Genomic DNA, 17,499 nt, shown 5'->3' with positions numbered 1-17,499 from the left:
CTGAGATGTTAACTTGTAGTAAAGAAAGACTTGAAGACAAAATTAAAACTTTTAGTAAGTTTGGAGATACAGGAAAAGGAGGTATTACAAGATTATCTTTATCTAAGGAAGCTCTAGAGGCAAGAGAAGAGTTTTGCAAAAGGTGCAGAACACTCGGAATGGAAATAAAAACAGATGACATGGCTAATATTTATGCAACTATACCTGGTGAAGAAGGACTTCCAGCTATAATGAGTGGTTCTCATATGGATTCAGTTAAGCAAGGAGGGAATTATGACGGTATATTAGGAGTACTTACAGCACTAGAAGCTGCAGAAACTATTGTTACTGAAAAGATAAAACATAAACATCCAATTACGGTAGTAGTATGGACTAATGAAGAAGGTGCTCGTTTTGAACCAGCAATGATGTCTTCAGGAGTTATAACTGGCAAATTTGATAAGGATATTATGTTAGCATCAAAAGATATTGAAGGAATTACATTTAAAGAAGCTTTAGAAGCTAGTGGATATATGGGTGAAATAGAAAACAGGGCTAGCTCAGAGAAGTACAAGGCTTTAGTGGAATTACATGTAGAGCAAGGACCAGTACTTGAGGATGAAAAAATAGATATAGGAGTTGTAGAAGGGGTTTGCGGAATGATAAACTATGAATTTACATTTATAGGTCAAGCAGATCATGCAGGAACAACACCTATGAAGTATAGAAAAGATGCTTTATATGCAGCTGTTAAAACCATACAATATCTACATGATGAGCTTGATAAACTTGATAGCAAGTTAGTATATACAACTGGTAAAATATCAGCACATCCTAATATCCATACAGTTATTCCAGACTGTGTAAAGTTTACTTTAGATGCAAGACATCAAGACCCAGATGTTATAAGTCAGGTTCTTAATATTATAAATGAAATTCCTAAGGTGGTTGAAAAGTGTGAAGCCAGTTATGAAAAGGCATGGTCACGTAATACAGTTCGCTTTAACCCTGACTTTATAGATTACGTTGAAAAAAATGCAAAAGAATATGGTTATTCTACTAAAAAAATGTATAGTGGTCCAGGACATGATGCTCAATTTATAACAGAAATAATTCCAACAACCATGATTTTTGTACCAAGCGAAAATGGACACAGCCATTGTGAAAAGGAGTTTACTCCACTTGAAAATTGTTTAAAAGGAGCAAACGTATTATTACAAACAATATTAGATATTGATAAAAATTAAATATTAAGATATTAAAAAACTCACAGAATCTAGTTAGATTTGTGAGTTTTTACTTTTTATAGAAATAAATATTTATAAATAAAAATTATTAATTAGAATTGACTATTAAGTAAAAAGATGCTAATATTTTTACAAGAACTAACGATAGGTAGGAAGAGGTGAGGATTTGTCTAAACAAAAAATACTTGATGCTGCCTTTGAATCATTTTCAAAAGGTCACTATAACAGTGTAAGTATTTCTGAGATATCACAAAAAGCAGGGATAAAAAAACCTTCTATCTATGCACATTTCGATAGTAAAGAAAGTTTATTTTTACAAGTGTTTGAAGATGAGTCTTCAAAGATTTATTCAAAGTTTTTAAATCTTATCAATGAGAATAGAGGATGTGATACAAAAGTTATTCTTGAAAATATTTTAATAGAAAGTATTAATTACATAAGAGAGAATAAACCCATTGGAGGATTTTTAGCTTATTTGTTTTTTGTAACATCTTACGATTTACCAGAAAAAATTATTGGTAGAATAGAAAAGTTCAAAAATTTAATGAATGATTTAATTTCTGAAATAATTCAAAATGGAATTAACAAAGAAGAATTAACAAAAGAGGAAATTGATGCTATAACATATTTCTATTATTGTCTCTTACAAGGAAATATACAAATGGAGTTAAATTCAGATATTTTTAACATGGATAAAGTTAATAAAAGTTGGAACTATTTTTGGGAGGGTGTAAGAAATAAATTTTATGGCACATAAATAAAAGCTTAAGGGGGAAAAGAAAGTGGTTAGCAAGTTAAAATTAAAAGGCAAAATTTTAGTAATGACAATATCTTTATTAGTAGTTTTAGGAGTTTCAGTTTTTGGAGTTGTATTTTCTCAAATAAAAAATCTAGTTGTAAATAATTTGAATACTAGCCTTAATAGCTATGTTAATTTGGCAGAGAGTATTTTAGACGAGAAGTACCCTGGTAATTGGAAAGTAGAAGGAGACAAGCTTTATAAAGGGAATACTATTATTAATAATAATACAGAATTTGTAGATACCGTTAAAGAAGCAACAAATTCGCCAACTACAATATTTCTTGGAGATACTAGAGTTGCTACAAATGTAATAACAGATGGTAAAAGAGCTGTTGGAACAAAGGTATCTGAGGAAGTAGCAAATGAGGTTTTAACAAAAGAAAAAGAGTATATTGGATCAGCTAAAGTACTTGACTCTAAATATAGGGCAAAGTATGTACCAATAAAAGATAGCTCAAATAAGGTTATAGGAATATTTTTTATAGGAATAGAAGAATCAAAGATAAATTCTGAAGTAAATGCTTTAATGTTAACAATAGGGATAATAACTTTTGCAATAGTGGGACTAGCTATCCTAATATCAATATTATTTACTAATTCCATAACAAAAAATATTAAAAAAATAGTATTTTCCTTAAATAAGATTTCAAATGGAGATCTTACGGAAGTTTGCGACATAGATGCAAAAGATGAAACAGGAGATATAGCAGAAAGCTTAAATAGCATGAATAAAAATATATCTTCATTAGTTAAAGAAATCAAAACAACATCAAATTATTTACAAGAAAAAGGAGAAAATTTAACTGCTGTATCAGAGGAAATGGCATCCTCTTCTGAAGAAGTAGCTATGGCTATACAAGGTGTAGCCAAAGGAACTGTAACTCAAGCAGAAGACCTAGTACAAGTATCCTTTGTACTTGAGAAATTTGGTAGCGAAGTTGAAGAAATTGTTAGTGATATTTATGAAATAGATTCAAGTTCTAAATATATAAGTTCTATGGCAAACACAAGTAACGAAGATATGAGTCACTTATTTAAATCCGTTGAAAATATAAATCTTACATTTAATGAATTCATGAATAAGATAAACCTGCTTGAAGGTAATATAATAAGAATAAATGATATAACAAATGCAATTAATAGTATAGCTGATAAAACTAATCTATTAGCTTTAAATGCAGCTATTGAAGCAGCTAGAGCAGGTGAAGCTGGAAAAGGATTTTCAGTTGTAGCAGATGAAATAAGAAAACTTGCAGAGCAATCTAAAAATTCTTCAATGGATATAAATAGTCTAATAAATAATATATCAAAAGATAGTGAGAATATTATTAACTCTGCTGATGGAATGAATTCTGAGCTTAGTAATCAGATAAACATAATAAATACTACTATGGATTCCTTTAAAAATATAATTCAGTCTGTTAATGGTATAATACCGATGATAGAGTCTGTAAATACCTCAGCAATATCAATAAAAAATGAAAAAGATTCGATAGTTAAAAACATAGAATCCCTAACAGCTATATCTGAGGAGGTTTCTGCATCATCAGAAGAAATAGCTGCATCATCAGAAGAGATGAGTGCTTCTTCTCAAGAGGTTACAGCTACAGCTCAAGATTTAAGTGATATGACTATGAATATGAATAAATTAATAGACAAATTTAAAGTATAATTATAAAGACACATGTATAGTAGCCATAATTGACTACAAGATATATGTGTCTTTAATATTTATATATAGTTTCAGTATTAAAAGTTATTATTTTACTACTACTCCTACGCCGTTTGGAATTACAACAACCTCTGCATCTTTTCCTTTTATTTCATAAGCCATTTCTAAAGCTTCTTCAAATGTGTATGCATGTTTCATGTGCATACTTTTAATCATATCTGGATTACACATATCAGTAACCATAATTACAGTATAGTTACATAAAATTCTTGCAAGTATTTGAAATTCCCATTGATCAGGAATGGTTTCATTTCTAGGAACAGTTAATACCTTGTCCAAAAGTTCTTGAGGATTTTTAGCTTGTGCAACATTATCATAAAAAGATTGGCCGCCATGACCATCATTACAGGCTGATATCATAATAATTATTCCACCTTTTCTACAAGTAGCTTCAGCAGCTGTCATTCCTTTTACAGATTGGTATATATTTTGATCTAAAGGATATCCACCATTACTTGAAACTACAATGTCAGCAGGTATGCTTTTTACACTTGAAAGGTCCATTACAAACTTACAACCTTCTTCATGAGCTAGTTTACTATCTCCAGCAAAAGCATTTATAATATTTTTATCTTCATCTATAACAACATTTAATATAAATGCAAGGTTTGCTTTTTCAGCAGCATAAAGCATGTCTTTATGAATAGGGTTGTCCTTTATTATTCCAGTTCTAGCTTTACTACTATTTATAAATTCAGAGCAGTGATTAGCCATTATAGTTTTTGCAGAAGCTATTCCAGGTAATACACTTTTTCTACCTCCAGAAAATCCAGCAAAAAAGTGAGGTTCTATAAAACCTTCTGATATAAGCAATTCAGTTTCCATAGCTAATTTATTTAAATAAAGTTCCCCGCCAGAAGGTAGAGTTCCAACATTAACTAAGGTACTCTCATCTGTAGAGATATGATTTATTATTTCTTCATTTTCTGAAATTGTTTTACCAAACTTATTAATCATTTCTTCCTTTGTAGTGGGTCTATGAAAACCTGTTGCTATAAGTATTTTTATATTTATATTTGGATTTACTTTTCTTATTCTTTTTAATAATATAGGCATGGTAATTTTACTTGGAACTGGTCTTGTATGATCACTTGTAATGATAACCATGTTATTTTTACCTTTTACGAGTTCTTCTAAAGAATTGCTGCCTAAAGGTTTATTAAGTGCTTTGTTTACGATTTCATCTTGAGAAATAGAAGCCCTGTAATTATTTGCTTTTGACTCTAAAATACCTTTTAAATTTTTATCCTCGATATTTATCTTTAGTGTTTTATTAGAATAAGGGATATCAATTGTATTCATAAATTATCCTCCTCTTAAAAATTATACACAACCATATTTTAACATATAAAACAAAATATAAAAAAGCCTTGCCAGGAGTATATAAGATTAGCAAGGCAGAGCTTTTTTAAGTATATATCAATATAAAGGTATCTTAGAGTAGATTAAAGCTTAATAGTAAGTTAAAAAGAGATTTAAACTAATCTAGAGTTATAATGTCTTCCTCATTTACTCGTTGCATAGCTCCAAGAACTTTAAAAATGCATCCTATAATTGCTATGTTGTATCCTTTACTTATATTTAAGTTAGGGGTTGGAGTTAGTGGAGTATCTACTATGGCTTCTGATTCAACAATTTCAGCATATCTCCTATCTGCTACATTGCCAAAAATAATATAAGCAATAAGTACTAGGCTATTTGATAAAGCAACTAATCTATTTGGGCTAACAGCATTATTAGGTTCAGTTCCTTTTAATCTATTATATATAATTTGTTTATCTTCATGTGCTGAAAAAAGAAGAACTATATAAGCAAAAATAGCAATGTATGCTGCGGCAATCTCTTTATCTATTAATTCTAAATCAAGCTGTACATTACCAGTTTGACGTATAGAAGTGCCATTTATAGAGGAGTTATTTGTAGATCCATTATTTGTAGAGTAATTATATGAAGGCATATATTCATCTCCAAGAATTAATTTAACTACTACTAATATATTAATATATATAGTTAATGTGTCCCTTTTTAAATATTAAGAAAAAAAGACTTTGGTACTTAATATAGCAACAAAAGTCTTGATGTTTAAAATTCTATTAATACTATAGCTTTATTATTTATTGCGAATACGATAAATAATTAGGGTTATACATGAACAGAAAATATTTATAAGAATATCAGAAGCAGTGTCGTGTATTCCTCCTGTCAACATATCAGTTTTAAGTATAAGATCTCCAATGTATTCAAACATCTCCCACAAGGTTTCTAAGGTAATGGAAAAGGTAAATGCAAAAATAGTCTTAAATGTAAAAAATCTTTCTTCGCTTATTTCTGCTTCTTTTCGTATAATTCCTTTAATTAAGTTCATACCAATTATAACAGCATAAGAACCAAATGCTCCATGTAATAATAAGTCCCACCACCAAAAAAATTCATAAAAGTGTAAAATTTCACCCAAGTATTGAGCCGAAAAATTGAATATTAGGGCTATTGGTAGAAAGTTTTTAGGTAATTGAACTTTTTTGACTCTAGCAATGAAGCCAATTATAAATGGAATAGGAAGACATATAAAGGCTAATAAAGATAAAAATATATTATCCCATTGTTTTTCTATAATATTGAATATACAAGTAATTAAAATAATAATTCCAAATAAAATAGCTAATTGTACAGAAATTTTATCTTTTTTATTCTTCATAATTAATCCACCTCGTAGGTAAGTAGTATCTCTTTAGTTAATATCTTTATAAACAGAATAAAATATTCTCATTAACAAAAAAAATAAACTGTTATTACATTGCCTCATATTGTAATAACAGTTTATTTATTATTTTATAGATTTCTTTCCAATTATACACTCTAGTAATATTATCATTTAGAGGAAGTCTATTGTAGTTTGTATCAATAAGTAGAACCTTATAGCCAGCATTTGAAAGCTGAAGTGCATTATCATAGCTATCCTCAATAAATATGTCACAATTAAGTTGGTTAGCTGTTTCAACTTTATCTGGTGAACCTAAAACATAAAGACCATCATAAGAAATTTCATTTTTCTTAAGATAACCATGGGTTAACATAGTTAAGCTTTTATCTCTAGCAGTTACAAAATATATATTATTATATATACTAAGTTTATTTATTAGTTTGCGAGCATTTGGTAGAAGTTCTTGCTCAAGATGAATTTGAAATTTATGATTTTCATAAAATTCAGCATAAACACTTTCCTCTACACCTAAAACATTAGGAATTGAATATTCAGTAACTTGTTCTTTAGAAACATTGGTATTAAAATATTTATTAGAAAGATTTAACCAATAATACGCATCAGTTATTGTACCATCAATATCAATACAGATGTTTAAATTTTTCATTTAATCACTCTCCTTATATGATTTATATTATCATTTGGAAGTTAAGGTTTTATTAAATATAGGTTAAATATATATAAGTAAGGATGGTAAAAGTATGCAAATTAATAGATTATTAGAAATAGTGATGATTTTGTTACATAAAGAAAATATCACAGCAAAAGAACTTGCTGAACGGTTTGGAGTATCTACTAGAACTATTTATAGAGACATAGATGCACTTAGTTTAGCAAATATTCCTATATACACAAACAAGGGGAATAAAGGTGGAATTAGGATATTACCAGAGTTTACTCTTAATAAATCTATTTTTTCAGAAGAAGAGCAATCAGAAATGTTAAATGCCATGCATAATCTTAAGGCTGTTAAATATCCTGAAATTGATGGAGTTTTGACTAAACTAGGAGCTTTATTTAAAAATGCAAACAGTTATAACTGGTTGGAAGTTGATTTTTCTAGTTGGGGAAGTGGGGAAGAAGAAAAAAATAAGTTTAATAAAATTAAAACATCAATTTTAAGTCATAAGGTTATAAGTTTTAATTATATAAATTACGATGGAGAGGAAACTAAAAGAGAAGTGGAGCCTTATAAATTAATATTTAAAGGGCAAGCTTGGTATGTAGTTGGATTTTGTAGAACTAGAAATGCTAATAGAACCTTTAAAATCACAAGAATAAGAGAACTAATCATAAGAGATGAAGTATTTGATTTTGTAGATGGAGATGGAAGGTTTATAGATAGTTCCTCCTCAAAGAATACTATGATTAATCTTATATTTAGATTTAATCGTAAAATAACCCATAGAGTTTATGACGAGTTTAAAGTTGAAGATATAAATAATAAAAATGATAAATATATAGAAGTTAATACCTCATTTGCAGAGGGGGAATGGGTATATGGATATATACTATCTTTTGGTGCAGATGTTGAGATTATAGAACCAGAATATATAAGAGAAGAAATAAAAAATAGATTAAGTGATGCTGTAAGAAATTATTTATTATAAGTAAGTAATAGTTAAATAATTGTCACAATTTCTCGAAAAAAACAAAAATTTAGTTGAAAAATGAATAAAGAGTAGGCAGAAAAAGTAGACTACCTATTGAATGTCTGAATGTCTGAATGTCTGAATGTCTGAATGTCTGAATGTCTGAATGTCTGAATGTCTGAATGTCTGAATGTCTGAATGTCTGCACTTCTATTCGGTAGAAGCGGTTCTCAGCTTCAGCCTAATTCTTTTATATTAAGTAAAAGGAATCTAATGGAGAATTCCTGCGGAATCTCCTACAGGGCAGAGGGGCACCTTTATTCGGTAGGCGCGTCTTTCAGCGCCAGTCTAATCCTTCTAACCTCTATTCAGTAGAAGTGCTCTTAATCTTCAATCCAATCCTTTTAGTATAATAAAAAAGGATTGGATTGAAGCTTTTGAAAAGAAAAGCTTCTACATAGTAGAGGTTAAAGGAATTTAATGAGACTTGGGAAGAAGTCTCTACAGGGCAGAAGTGCACCGCCAGTCTAAGGCTTTATATAGATTCTAAAGTGAGTGCAAAAGAAATTTATAAGAAGTATTAACGTGTATACGTACATTATTTGCAGGTGGTGATTAACCACCTGTTTTTTGTTGTGTAGAAATTTTTTATTGACAGGAAAAGGATATTAATGATATCATGTGACCATGAAGAATAAATTGGTCATAGGGTGGTGATTGTATGGCGAAAGCTTTTACAGATGAGGAAAAAGATATAATAAAAAATAAACTTAAGTTAGCTGCACGGGAATGTGCTTCAAAATATGGAATGAAGAAAACTACTGTAGATGAATTAGCAAAAGAGGTAGGGATATCTAAAGGTGCATTTTATATTTTTTATGACAGTAAAGAACTACTATTTTTTGAGATGATGGAGGATTTGCATGAAGAAATTTATACAAATGCTGCAAGAGCTCTTATTGAGAGTGAGGATGAAGAGGAAAGTGATAGATTGGCAAAAGCTTTTATGACAGCTCTTAAAAGTATGGCTGAAAACAATCTTATGTATTTTTTAGAAAATGAAATAGAGTTTTTACTTAGAAAAATCCCTAAAGAAGTTAAAGAAAAACACTACCATAGTGATGATTTTCATATAAAAGAACTTATGGAACTTACTAATTTTAAGTTTTCTGTTTCTTATGAAGTGGCTTCTGCTGTAGTAAGGGCTTTGATCTTAACAGCTTCTAAGAGAAAAGAAATAGGGGAAGATTTTGATGAAGTTATTTGGATTTTAGTAAAAGGTGCATGCGAGAATATGCTAAAAAGATAGTAAGGTATACCCAAATAATATGATTAGTAAATAATACATAATAAGAAAGGAGGATTATATGAAACCTATTGTTGAATTTAAAAATGTATCCAAAATTTATGAAGTTGGTGATAAAAAATTAATGGCGGCTGACAGAGTTAATTTTACTATTGATGAGGGTGAATTTGTTGTAATACTTGGACCAAGTGGAGCAGGTAAATCAACTATACTAAACTTGCTTGGAGGAATGGATTACGTAACAAGTGGAGAGATTGTAGTTAATGGTGAAAATATAGAAGGTTATTCTGATAATGAACTGACCGAGTTTAGAGGTGAAAATATTGGATTTGTATTTCAGTTTTATAATCTAATACCAACACTAACTGCATTAGAAAATGTGTCCCTTATAAAAGAAGTTGTAAAGGACCCCTTAGATGGAAAAGAAATATTGGAGTCAATAGGACTTATAGATCACGTGAATAAATTTCCATCCCAATTATCAGGAGGGGAGCAGCAAAGAGTATCAATAGCTAGAGCTTTATGTAAAAATCCAACAATGTTATTATGTGATGAGCCAACAGGTGCATTAGATTCTGAGACGGGAGTTATGATTTTATCGTTACTTCAAAAAATGTGTAGAGAAAATAAAAAGACAGTTATAATAGTAACTCACAACGGAATTCTTACTGAGGCTGCGGATAAAGTCATAAGGGTTAAAAATGGGAAAATACAAGAAATTATTATTAACACCTCACCTAAAAAAATAAGTGAGGTGAATTGGTAATGTTATTTCGTAAAATGCTTAGGGATATGAAGCAGCATAAAGCACAGTTTATTTCTATTTTTCTAATGGCTTTCTTAGGCGTTTATATCTATAGTGGTGTAGGTGGAGATTGGCATGGATTGAAAAAGATAGTAGATAAATATTACTCAGATACTAATCTATCTGATATTTGGATTTACAGTAAAGGATTTTCTAAAGAGGATATAGAGAAAATTGAAAAACTTACAGATGTTAAAGAAGCTCAAGGTAGGATGAGTATTGAAGGGATAGGGGATTTTGATAATAATCCAAGTTTAAAACTTAATTTCTTAGATGAAGATAAAGTATCTAAAAATTTTCTTGTTGAAGGGGAAGAATTCTCGGTAGATAAAGAAGGTATTTGGTTAGATTATAGTTTTGCTAAGGAAAAAAAGTTAAAGATTGGAGATGAAATAAAGGTTAGTTATTATGGAGTCTCAATAACTGAAAAGATTAAGGGTACTATATATAATCCAGAGTATGTTTATTTTACAAAAGCTAATGACATGATACCAAATCATAATAACTATGGTTTTGCATATTTATCATATAAATCACTACCAGCTGGATTTAATATTGTATATACAGATCTATTGGTTACTAGTGAGAATAAGAATTATTCCGCACTTGAAGATGAGATAGATAAAACATTAAATGGAAAATATAGTGTTATTATATCAAGAGAGGATTTTCCGAGTTTCACTATGTTTGATGAGGAAATTCAACAACACAAAGCCATGGGACAGGTATTCCCAATAGTTTTTTTAGGAATAGCAGTTTTAACTATTGTGACCACAATGTCAAGATTGGTGAATTCTCAGAGAACACAAATAGGAACTCTAAAAGCTCTGGGTTTTAAAAGAAGACAGATTCTTTTTCATTATATTTCTTATGGCTTTTGGTTACCTCTTTTAGGTGCAGCCTTAGGAGCTATATTAGGACCAATAAGCTTACCATTTCTTTTTTATAAATCTCTAAAAACCACTTATACACTTCCAGAATGGAAACCAGGGATAGCCTTGAGTTTTGGAGTGGTAGCATTGATTTCAGTGACTTTATGTGTTATAGCAACTTATTTAACCTGTATGAATGTATTAAAGGACACTCCTTCAGAAACTTTAAGACCTAAGGCACCTAAAATTATGAAACAAAACATTATAAGCAAGACTAAGCTATGGAATAAACTTGGGTTTAATGCTCAGTGGAACTTTAGAGATATATCTAGAAGTAAAATAAGATCTATAATGGGTATAGTTGGAGTAATGGGATGTATGGCATTATTAGTTTGTGCATTTGGGCTGCAAAACAGCTTAGATGATATGAGTAATTGGCAGTATAGGGATATATATAGATTTGATAGCAAATTGGAGCTTGAAGAAAATATAAATGAACAAGAACTTAAAAATATAATTGATAATACAAATGGAGAAGTCTTAATGGAGGGAGCTATTGAGGTTAAAGTAAATGGAGCGAAAAAGAGTGGAACCATGCTTGTGACTGATGATACAACTCTTATAAAATATACGGATAAAAGTAGAAGGTTTATAGATTTACCTAAAAACGGGATATCAATAAGCTATAAACTTGCAAACTTACTTGGCGTAAAAATTGGAGATAAAGTTGAGTGGCATATTTATGGAGAAGATAAGTGGGTATATTCCAAAGTAAGTGAAATTTATAGAGTTCCTATTTCACAAGGTGTAGTAATATCTAAGGATGATTATGATAAGCTTGGATATGATTATAAGGCAACCTCAGTTATAACTTCAGAAAAAGTTAGTGGGGACTTGAAAGGCGTGAATTCAAAGTGGACAAGAGAACAGCTTATAGAAAGTTATGATACTTTAAGCGAAGCTATGAACACATTAGTTTATATATGCATTTTTGCAGCGGCCCTTCTAGCAATAGTTGTTTTATATAATTTAGGGGTTATATCTTTTGTAGAGAGAGAAAGGGAACTTGCAACTCTTAAGGTTATTGGTTTTAAAAGAATAAAAATAGCCAAATTATTATTGACTCAAACGATAATTTTAACTATTTTAGGTATGATAATAGGTGCACCTATAGGAAAGGCGCTTATTGAATATATGTGTTCTTTTTTAGGAGATGATTTTGATATGATGGTAGTGATAAATCCATTAAGTATTATTTATAGCATTATTATAACCTTGGGACTTTCGATAATTGTAAATCTAATGTTTTCAAGAAAGATAAAAGATATCGATATGGTAAGCTCACTTAAGGGTGTAGAGTAAATTCTATTGATGTTTTTTTGGAACTCGTAAATAACTTAACTATTCATAAAAAATAAGAAGAACAATTCAGCGCTTGTGAGAATTAGATTAATTGAAGATAAGTAGATGTACTTTTTCTCACAGGCGTTTACAAAAGATAGGGGAAAAACAATATTTATAGTAGTTACGAAATTCTTTTACGAATTTAATTAATGGACATATAGGAAGAAATTTGTCAATAAAAAATAAGTATTTTCTTATTTTGAAAAGGTTAACAATTCACCTTTAAAATCAATTAAACTATAAATCATGTAATAATAAATTGAATTTAGAGGTAGGAATAATGGGAGTTTATAAATTAACCATAAATTTATTGAAATCAGATTTAAAACAATGTATTTTTTATTGTTTATCCATAGCTTTTTCTGTTGGGATTATTTTTAATGCATTTAATATAGTGACAAATGAAAGTTTTGTTGCATTAGGAAAAAATGAAGCAGAAGTATCGTCCACTATAATATTTTCAATAATATCAATAGTAATCTTATTTACTTTCTTCGCAAATTCTTATTTTATTATGAGTAAAAGTAAAGAAATTGCAACATCTATTTTAAGTGGAGCTAATTATTATAAAATATCAGCATTACTGTTTTTCCAAAACTTTATTATTATAGGACTTGGAAGCATATTAGGTTATATTTTAGGAATAATTATTAGCCCCTTATTTTTATATATTATGTTTAGAGGACTTGGCATAAGCGGAAGTATTTTGGATTTATCTACTGAAGGTATATGGGGAACATTTGCAGTTATAATAGTACAATTTTTTTGTGTAAGTTATGGAGACTTTATGTATGTATCCAGTAAAGAAATTACTGAATTAATGAAGGAAAATAGACAAGTATATAAACCTGACGATAGGATAGTAAAAATCCCTAAAATTGTATACTTAATTATCTACTTAATACCCATAGTAACAATATTTATAAATCCCAAAAAGTTAGATCCATCTGCTTTAATTTTTATAAATATAATTTTTTCAATATATGGAACACAGGGAGTAATTAGATACTTTTTGCCAGATATTATTTTAAAGCTTAAAAAGAATAAATACATAAATGATAAAGTAAAGTTAATATCCTTTAGTAATCTACATTATTCTTTAAGAAAATTAGATTTTTTAGTTGTGATACTTTCTGTTTCTACAATTACGCTTATAGCTTTATCTGGATTATATAGCCATTCTTCTAGTATTAAAATAGTAAGTATATGCTCCTATATTACTATTATCATTTTAATGGCAATAACTATTTTGTATAAGCTGATGATTGAGGTAAGTAATAGAAGATATGCATTTAAGCAGTTAAGATTGATAGGATATACTATAAGTCAAATAAAAAAAGTTATATTTCATGAAGTAAAAATATTTTATTACATGGTAATAGGTATTCCATTATTTCATATAGTTATTTACTTAATATTATTTAGGAATATAGGAATCATATCTACGACTTTATCTTTAGCATTTTTGGGAGTTTATCTATTAACCTTTTTAATTATAGGAATAATATCGTATTTTGTGTATAGAAGGTTAATAACCAGTTATTTATAGGAGGCAGTTATAATGAAAAAAATAATAGAGGCTAAAAATATTATAAAAGTTTACGGGGACAAAGCAAAAGTTAAAGCATTAAATGGAGTTAGTTTAACTGTCAATGAAAGTGATTTTGTATGTATTATGGGACCATCTGGAACAGGTAAATCTACATTTCTAAACATATTAGCTACTATTGACAGACCTAATGGTGGAGAGGTAAAAATAAATGATAAAAATGTTACTATTATGTCAGAAAAAGAAATAAGTAGGTTAAGATATGAAAATATAGGTTTTGTGTTCCAAGAATTTAATCTAATAGATTCACTTACTATAAGAGAGAATATAGGGGTTCCCTTGGTGCTGGCTAATAAAGATAAAGAATCTATAAATAAAAAAGTTGAAGCTATTTCTAAGGATCTTAATATACATAACCTTTTAGATAAGTTTCCATCAGAGTGCTCTGGCGGACAAAAACAAAGAGCTGCTATTTGCAGGGCCTTAGTTACAAATCCTAAAATGATAGTTGCAGATGAGCCTACAGGAAGCTTGGATACCAAAAGTTCTCATGAATTACTTAAGATTTTGCAAGAAAGAAATGAAAAAGATGGAATTGCAATTCTTATGGTTACCCACGATTCTATGATAGCAAGTTACTCTAAAAAATTAGTTTTCTTAAGAGATGGAAAGATTGATGAAGAGATTGAAAGAAAGTCTTTAACCCAAAAGGAATTTTTCTATAAAATTGTTGATACTACGTCTAGAGAATCACAGTCATTATTTGAAGCATTTTAACAAATATCCCTTAGTTTAAAGTATAATTAAAAACTAAGGGATATTTTTATTTAATTCATGATAGAATAGGTAAAAAGATTATTTTAGATAAATTATTATAAAGGAGCTTAATTACAATGAAGAAAGCTTTAATAGACTTTTGCAAATCGATAGATATAGAATGTGTTGGAATAGCTCCACCAGGACCATATTATGACTTTAAAGAAAGATGGGAAAAGCAGATAGAAAGAGGGTTTTTAACTGGTTTTGAAGAAATAAATATAGAAAAAAGGGTAGATCCAAGACTAACATTAGAAACAGTAAAATCAGTTATAGTATGTCTATTTCCATATTATATTGGGGAAAGCACGGAAGGTAATATTTCTAAATATTCTTATGGATTAGATTATCACATAGTAGCTAAAGATAAGCTTAAAAAAATAGGAGAATTTTTAAGTGAAAATATAGAGGGTTTTCATTATAAGGAGTTTTCAGATATTGGGCCTTTAAGCGATAGATACTTAGCTCATAAGGCAGGCTTAGGGTTTTGGGGAATAAACAATCATTTAATAACAGATAAGTATGGAAGTTATGTATTTATTGGCTACATATTAAATAATTATCCTTTTGAAGTTGATAAACCTATTGAAAAAACTTGTGTTCAATGCTTAAGATGTATGAATGCCTGTCCTGGACAATGTATTCAAGGAGACTTCACAATAAACCCACTCAAATGCAAGTCATATTTAACTCAAAAAAAAGAAGAACTTACAAAAGAAGAAGAAGAAATAATTAAAAAAACATCATTGATATGGGGATGTGATGTTTGTCAAAATGTATGCCCTCATAATAAAGGAATTGAGGAAACTATATTAGAAGAGTTTAGGATGGATTTAAAATATAAGATAGATTGTGAAGAAATAAGCAAAATTTCTAACAAAGAGTTTACAAGAAGATATAAACATAAAGCCTTTGGCTGGAGAGGGAGGAAAATACTAGAAAGAAATTGTGAAATAATTAATAAAAATTAAGATAAAATATAAAACACTCTGATATAAAATCAGAGTGTTTCTTAATTTGGATTTGTATTTCTAATTAATACCCCTATTAATTAAATTAATTATTTTGCAGCTTTTGCAGCTTCAACAAGAGCTGAAACATAACCTTTAGTATCAACTAATGTAGCACCACTTACTGTATCAACCATCTTTTCAGTGCTAGTATCTTTTAATACTTTTTCTAAATCAGCAACTGTTTTACCAGTTACATATTTTTCGATAGCTGCTAAAGAATCTTCAACAGGAGTTGTAGCCTTACCTTTTTCTTTCATATTTTTGTTGTAGTATTCAGTATTAGCTTTCTTTGAAGCTAAAACATTTTTTGGATCAGCATAACCTTTAGCAAAATCTTTATCTGAGTTAGGTACGCCTGTTGCTACATCTGTGCTCATAAATTGATAATCATCTAAATAAGCTCCAACAATTGTATCACCAGATACTGTAGCTACTGCAATTGTGAAACATTTAGTTCCGTGAGCAGCATATTCAACTTTACCCATTTTTATGTTGCTTGTATCAACTGGAGAAGTTGATGCAGGTTCTGTTTTGCTTCCACATCCAGCTAGTCCTAAAACAAGACCTAATGATAATACGATTCCTAAAAATTTTTTCATAGTAGTTTGTCCCCCTCTAAATTGGTATTACGTTTTCATTTATATATTACAGTGTCGTTATTTTTTTGTCAATGGAAATGTTAATAAAATTGAAACATTTTTAACAAATATTCAAAACTATCACTTTAACAGAAATATAATTAAGCTTATAATAAAAAAGTAATAACTTACTAAATACTTTAATAATAAGGGGAGCAATATATGTATAAGTATAATGATTACCATCTACACTCAAAATTTTCTTTTGATTCTAAAGAGGATATTAAAAATATAATTTTAAAAGCAAAAGATAAACATATTAAAGAAATATGCCTAACAGAACATTTCAGTATGATAGAAGCCAATGTTAGTTATGGATTCTTAGACTTTGAGGAATATGCGCAAGAGATTTCAAAGTATAATTCAACAAATAATGATATAAATATTAAACTTGGTTTAGAAATAGGAGAAGGACATTTAAGGATTAAAGAGATAGATGATTATTTAAAAGGAAAACCTATAGATTTTATAATAGGTTCACTTCATAGAATAGATAATATAGGTGTAATTAATCATATAGAAGAAAAAGATATTGATGAAGTGTACAAAAACTACTTTTTAGAAATGTATGAACTTGCAGATACAAGTGAATATGATGTGTTGGGACATATGGACTTAGTCCAACGATATGCTTGGAATAAATATTCAAGATATAATTATTTAGATTATTTAGATCTAATAGATAATTTATTAAAAAAAGTTATAGAAAAAGGAAAAGGTATTGAAATTAACACATCTATACTAAAAACACGAAATGATTTTATGCCGAAACTTGATATAGTTAAAAGATATAAAGAATTAGGTGGAGAAATAATAACTGTTGGATCTGATGCACATAGTGCTGATAGAGTAGGGGAAGGTATAGAGTACGTATATGAGTTTCTAAAGGAAATAAATTTTAACTATATAGCTACCTATGATAAAAGAAAAGTAACACTTATACCACTGTAGAATTTATTTTTTCAGTAGTTTCATTAGATTCA

The 17,499-nt window shown here is 29.0% G+C and carries 16 protein-coding genes; 11 read left to right on the top strand and 5 right to left on the bottom strand.

What is annotated here, in order from left to right; genetic code table 11:
- Window positions 1–5 precede the first annotated feature (5 nt).
- From BUA92_RS18410 to BUA92_RS18400, 3 genes are all read left to right on the top strand, one after another.
- Entirely contained in the window at window positions 6–1,226 is a 1,221-nt protein-coding gene (locus tag BUA92_RS18410; RefSeq protein ID WP_073022092.1) for a Zn-dependent hydrolase, read from the top strand.
- A 166-nt stretch (window positions 1,227–1,392) separates the two neighbouring features.
- Window positions 1,393–1,983 carry a TetR/AcrR family transcriptional regulator gene (locus BUA92_RS18405; RefSeq protein ID WP_073022090.1) on the top strand — a complete coding sequence of 197 codons (591 nt, stop codon included), beginning with the start codon at window positions 1,393–1,395 and terminating at the stop codon, window positions 1,981–1,983.
- 25 nt (window positions 1,984–2,008) lie between these two features.
- Window positions 2,009–3,700, top strand: coding sequence for a methyl-accepting chemotaxis protein (locus BUA92_RS18400; RefSeq protein ID WP_083553590.1), 1,692 nt, complete (start codon window positions 2,009–2,011; stop codon window positions 3,698–3,700).
- Between the two features lie 87 nt (window positions 3,701–3,787).
- Here BUA92_RS18400 and larA read toward each other — a convergent pair whose 3' ends face one another.
- From larA to BUA92_RS18380, 4 genes are all read right to left on the bottom strand, one after another.
- Window positions 3,788–5,062: a nickel-dependent lactate racemase gene (gene larA / locus BUA92_RS18395; protein ID WP_073022087.1), complete on the bottom strand. Its 1,275-nt coding sequence runs from the start codon at window positions 5,060–5,062 to the stop codon at window positions 3,788–3,790.
- Window positions 5,063–5,240: 178 nt separating this feature from the next.
- Complete coding sequence (locus BUA92_RS18390; RefSeq protein ID WP_073022085.1) at window positions 5,241–5,717, bottom strand: hypothetical protein; 477 nt, start codon at window positions 5,715–5,717, stop codon at window positions 5,241–5,243.
- Between the two features lie 153 nt (window positions 5,718–5,870).
- Window positions 5,871–6,455, bottom strand: coding sequence for a DUF2238 domain-containing protein (locus tag BUA92_RS18385; RefSeq protein WP_073022083.1), 585 nt, complete (start codon window positions 6,453–6,455; stop codon window positions 5,871–5,873).
- Window positions 6,456–6,549: 94 nt separating this feature from the next.
- Entirely contained in the window at window positions 6,550–7,128 is a 579-nt protein-coding gene (locus BUA92_RS18380) for a 5' nucleotidase, NT5C type (RefSeq protein WP_073022080.1), read from the bottom strand.
- A 94-nt stretch (window positions 7,129–7,222) separates the two neighbouring features.
- Here BUA92_RS18380 and BUA92_RS18375 point away from each other — a divergent pair, with 94 nt between their 5' ends.
- The 7 genes from BUA92_RS18375 to queG all read left to right on the top strand — a co-directional run bounded on the left by BUA92_RS18375 (window position 7,223) and on the right by queG (window position 15,836).
- A complete protein-coding gene (locus BUA92_RS18375; RefSeq protein ID WP_073022078.1) occupies window positions 7,223–8,131 on the top strand; it encodes a helix-turn-helix transcriptional regulator in 909 nt (302 codons plus the stop codon).
- Between the two features lie 703 nt (window positions 8,132–8,834).
- Window positions 8,835–9,422 (top strand): TetR/AcrR family transcriptional regulator, encoded by a 588-nt coding sequence (locus tag BUA92_RS18370; RefSeq protein ID WP_073022076.1) that lies wholly within the window; start codon window positions 8,835–8,837, stop codon window positions 9,420–9,422.
- 58 nt (window positions 9,423–9,480) lie between these two features.
- Window positions 9,481–10,185: an ABC transporter ATP-binding protein gene (locus BUA92_RS18365; RefSeq protein WP_073022074.1), complete on the top strand. Its 705-nt coding sequence runs from the start codon at window positions 9,481–9,483 to the stop codon at window positions 10,183–10,185.
- Window positions 10,185–12,458 (top strand): ABC transporter permease, encoded by a 2,274-nt coding sequence (locus BUA92_RS18360; RefSeq protein WP_073022072.1) that lies wholly within the window; start codon window positions 10,185–10,187, stop codon window positions 12,456–12,458. The genes BUA92_RS18365 and BUA92_RS18360 overlap by 1 nt, the downstream gene beginning before the upstream one ends.
- Window positions 12,459–12,780: 322 nt before the next feature.
- Entirely contained in the window at window positions 12,781–14,049 is a 1,269-nt protein-coding gene (locus BUA92_RS18355) for an FtsX-like permease family protein (protein ID WP_073022070.1), read from the top strand.
- Between the two features lie 12 nt (window positions 14,050–14,061).
- Window positions 14,062–14,826, top strand: coding sequence for an ABC transporter ATP-binding protein (locus BUA92_RS18350; RefSeq protein ID WP_073022068.1), 765 nt, complete (start codon window positions 14,062–14,064; stop codon window positions 14,824–14,826).
- Between the two features lie 116 nt (window positions 14,827–14,942).
- Window positions 14,943–15,836: a tRNA epoxyqueuosine(34) reductase QueG gene (gene queG / locus BUA92_RS18345; protein ID WP_073022065.1), complete on the top strand. Its 894-nt coding sequence runs from the start codon at window positions 14,943–14,945 to the stop codon at window positions 15,834–15,836.
- Window positions 15,837–15,925: 89 nt separating this feature from the next.
- On the opposite strand, the gene BUA92_RS18340 is transcribed toward queG, so the two are convergent.
- A complete protein-coding gene (locus BUA92_RS18340) occupies window positions 15,926–16,477 on the bottom strand; it encodes a hypothetical protein (protein WP_073022063.1) in 552 nt (183 codons plus the stop codon).
- Window positions 16,478–16,678: 201 nt separating this feature from the next.
- On the opposite strand from BUA92_RS18340, the gene BUA92_RS18335 reads away from it, so the two are divergent.
- A complete protein-coding gene (locus BUA92_RS18335; protein ID WP_073022061.1) occupies window positions 16,679–17,467 on the top strand; it encodes a histidinol-phosphatase HisJ family protein in 789 nt (262 codons plus the stop codon).
- The last annotated feature ends 32 nt before the right edge of the window (window positions 17,468–17,499 follow it).

Source organism: Clostridium intestinale DSM 6191 (assembly GCF_900130055.1).
Lineage (GTDB): Bacteria > Bacillota > Clostridia > Clostridiales > Clostridiaceae > Clostridium_T > Clostridium_T intestinale.
This window is presented reverse-complemented; position numbering and strand designations above follow the sequence as displayed.

Coding starts and splice junctions, on each gene's coding strand:
- BUA92_RS18375 (WP_073022078.1), top strand. CDS start 7,223: ATGCAAATTAATAGATTATTAGAAATAGTGATGATTTTGTTACATAAA.
- BUA92_RS18410 (WP_073022092.1), top strand. CDS start 6: ATGTTAACTTGTAGTAAAGAAAGACTTGAAGACAAAATTAAAACTTTT.
- queG (WP_073022065.1), top strand. CDS start 14,943: ATGAAGAAAGCTTTAATAGACTTTTGCAAATCGATAGATATAGAATGT.
- larA (WP_073022087.1), bottom strand. CDS start 5,062: ATGAATACAATTGATATCCCTTATTCTAATAAAACACTAAAGATAAAT.
- BUA92_RS18335 (WP_073022061.1), top strand. CDS start 16,679: ATGTATAAGTATAATGATTACCATCTACACTCAAAATTTTCTTTTGAT.
- BUA92_RS18355 (WP_073022070.1), top strand. CDS start 12,781: ATGGGAGTTTATAAATTAACCATAAATTTATTGAAATCAGATTTAAAA.
- BUA92_RS18365 (WP_073022074.1), top strand. CDS start 9,481: ATGAAACCTATTGTTGAATTTAAAAATGTATCCAAAATTTATGAAGTT.
- BUA92_RS18350 (WP_073022068.1), top strand. CDS start 14,062: ATGAAAAAAATAATAGAGGCTAAAAATATTATAAAAGTTTACGGGGAC.
- BUA92_RS18340 (WP_073022063.1), bottom strand. CDS start 16,477: ATGAAAAAATTTTTAGGAATCGTATTATCATTAGGTCTTGTTTTAGGA.
- BUA92_RS18380 (WP_073022080.1), bottom strand. CDS start 7,128: ATGAAAAATTTAAACATCTGTATTGATATTGATGGTACAATAACTGAT.
- BUA92_RS18385 (WP_073022083.1), bottom strand. CDS start 6,455: ATGAAGAATAAAAAAGATAAAATTTCTGTACAATTAGCTATTTTATTT.
- BUA92_RS18390 (WP_073022085.1), bottom strand. CDS start 5,717: ATGCCTTCATATAATTACTCTACAAATAATGGATCTACAAATAACTCC.
- BUA92_RS18360 (WP_073022072.1), top strand. CDS start 10,185: ATGTTATTTCGTAAAATGCTTAGGGATATGAAGCAGCATAAAGCACAG.
- BUA92_RS18370 (WP_073022076.1), top strand. CDS start 8,835: ATGGCGAAAGCTTTTACAGATGAGGAAAAAGATATAATAAAAAATAAA.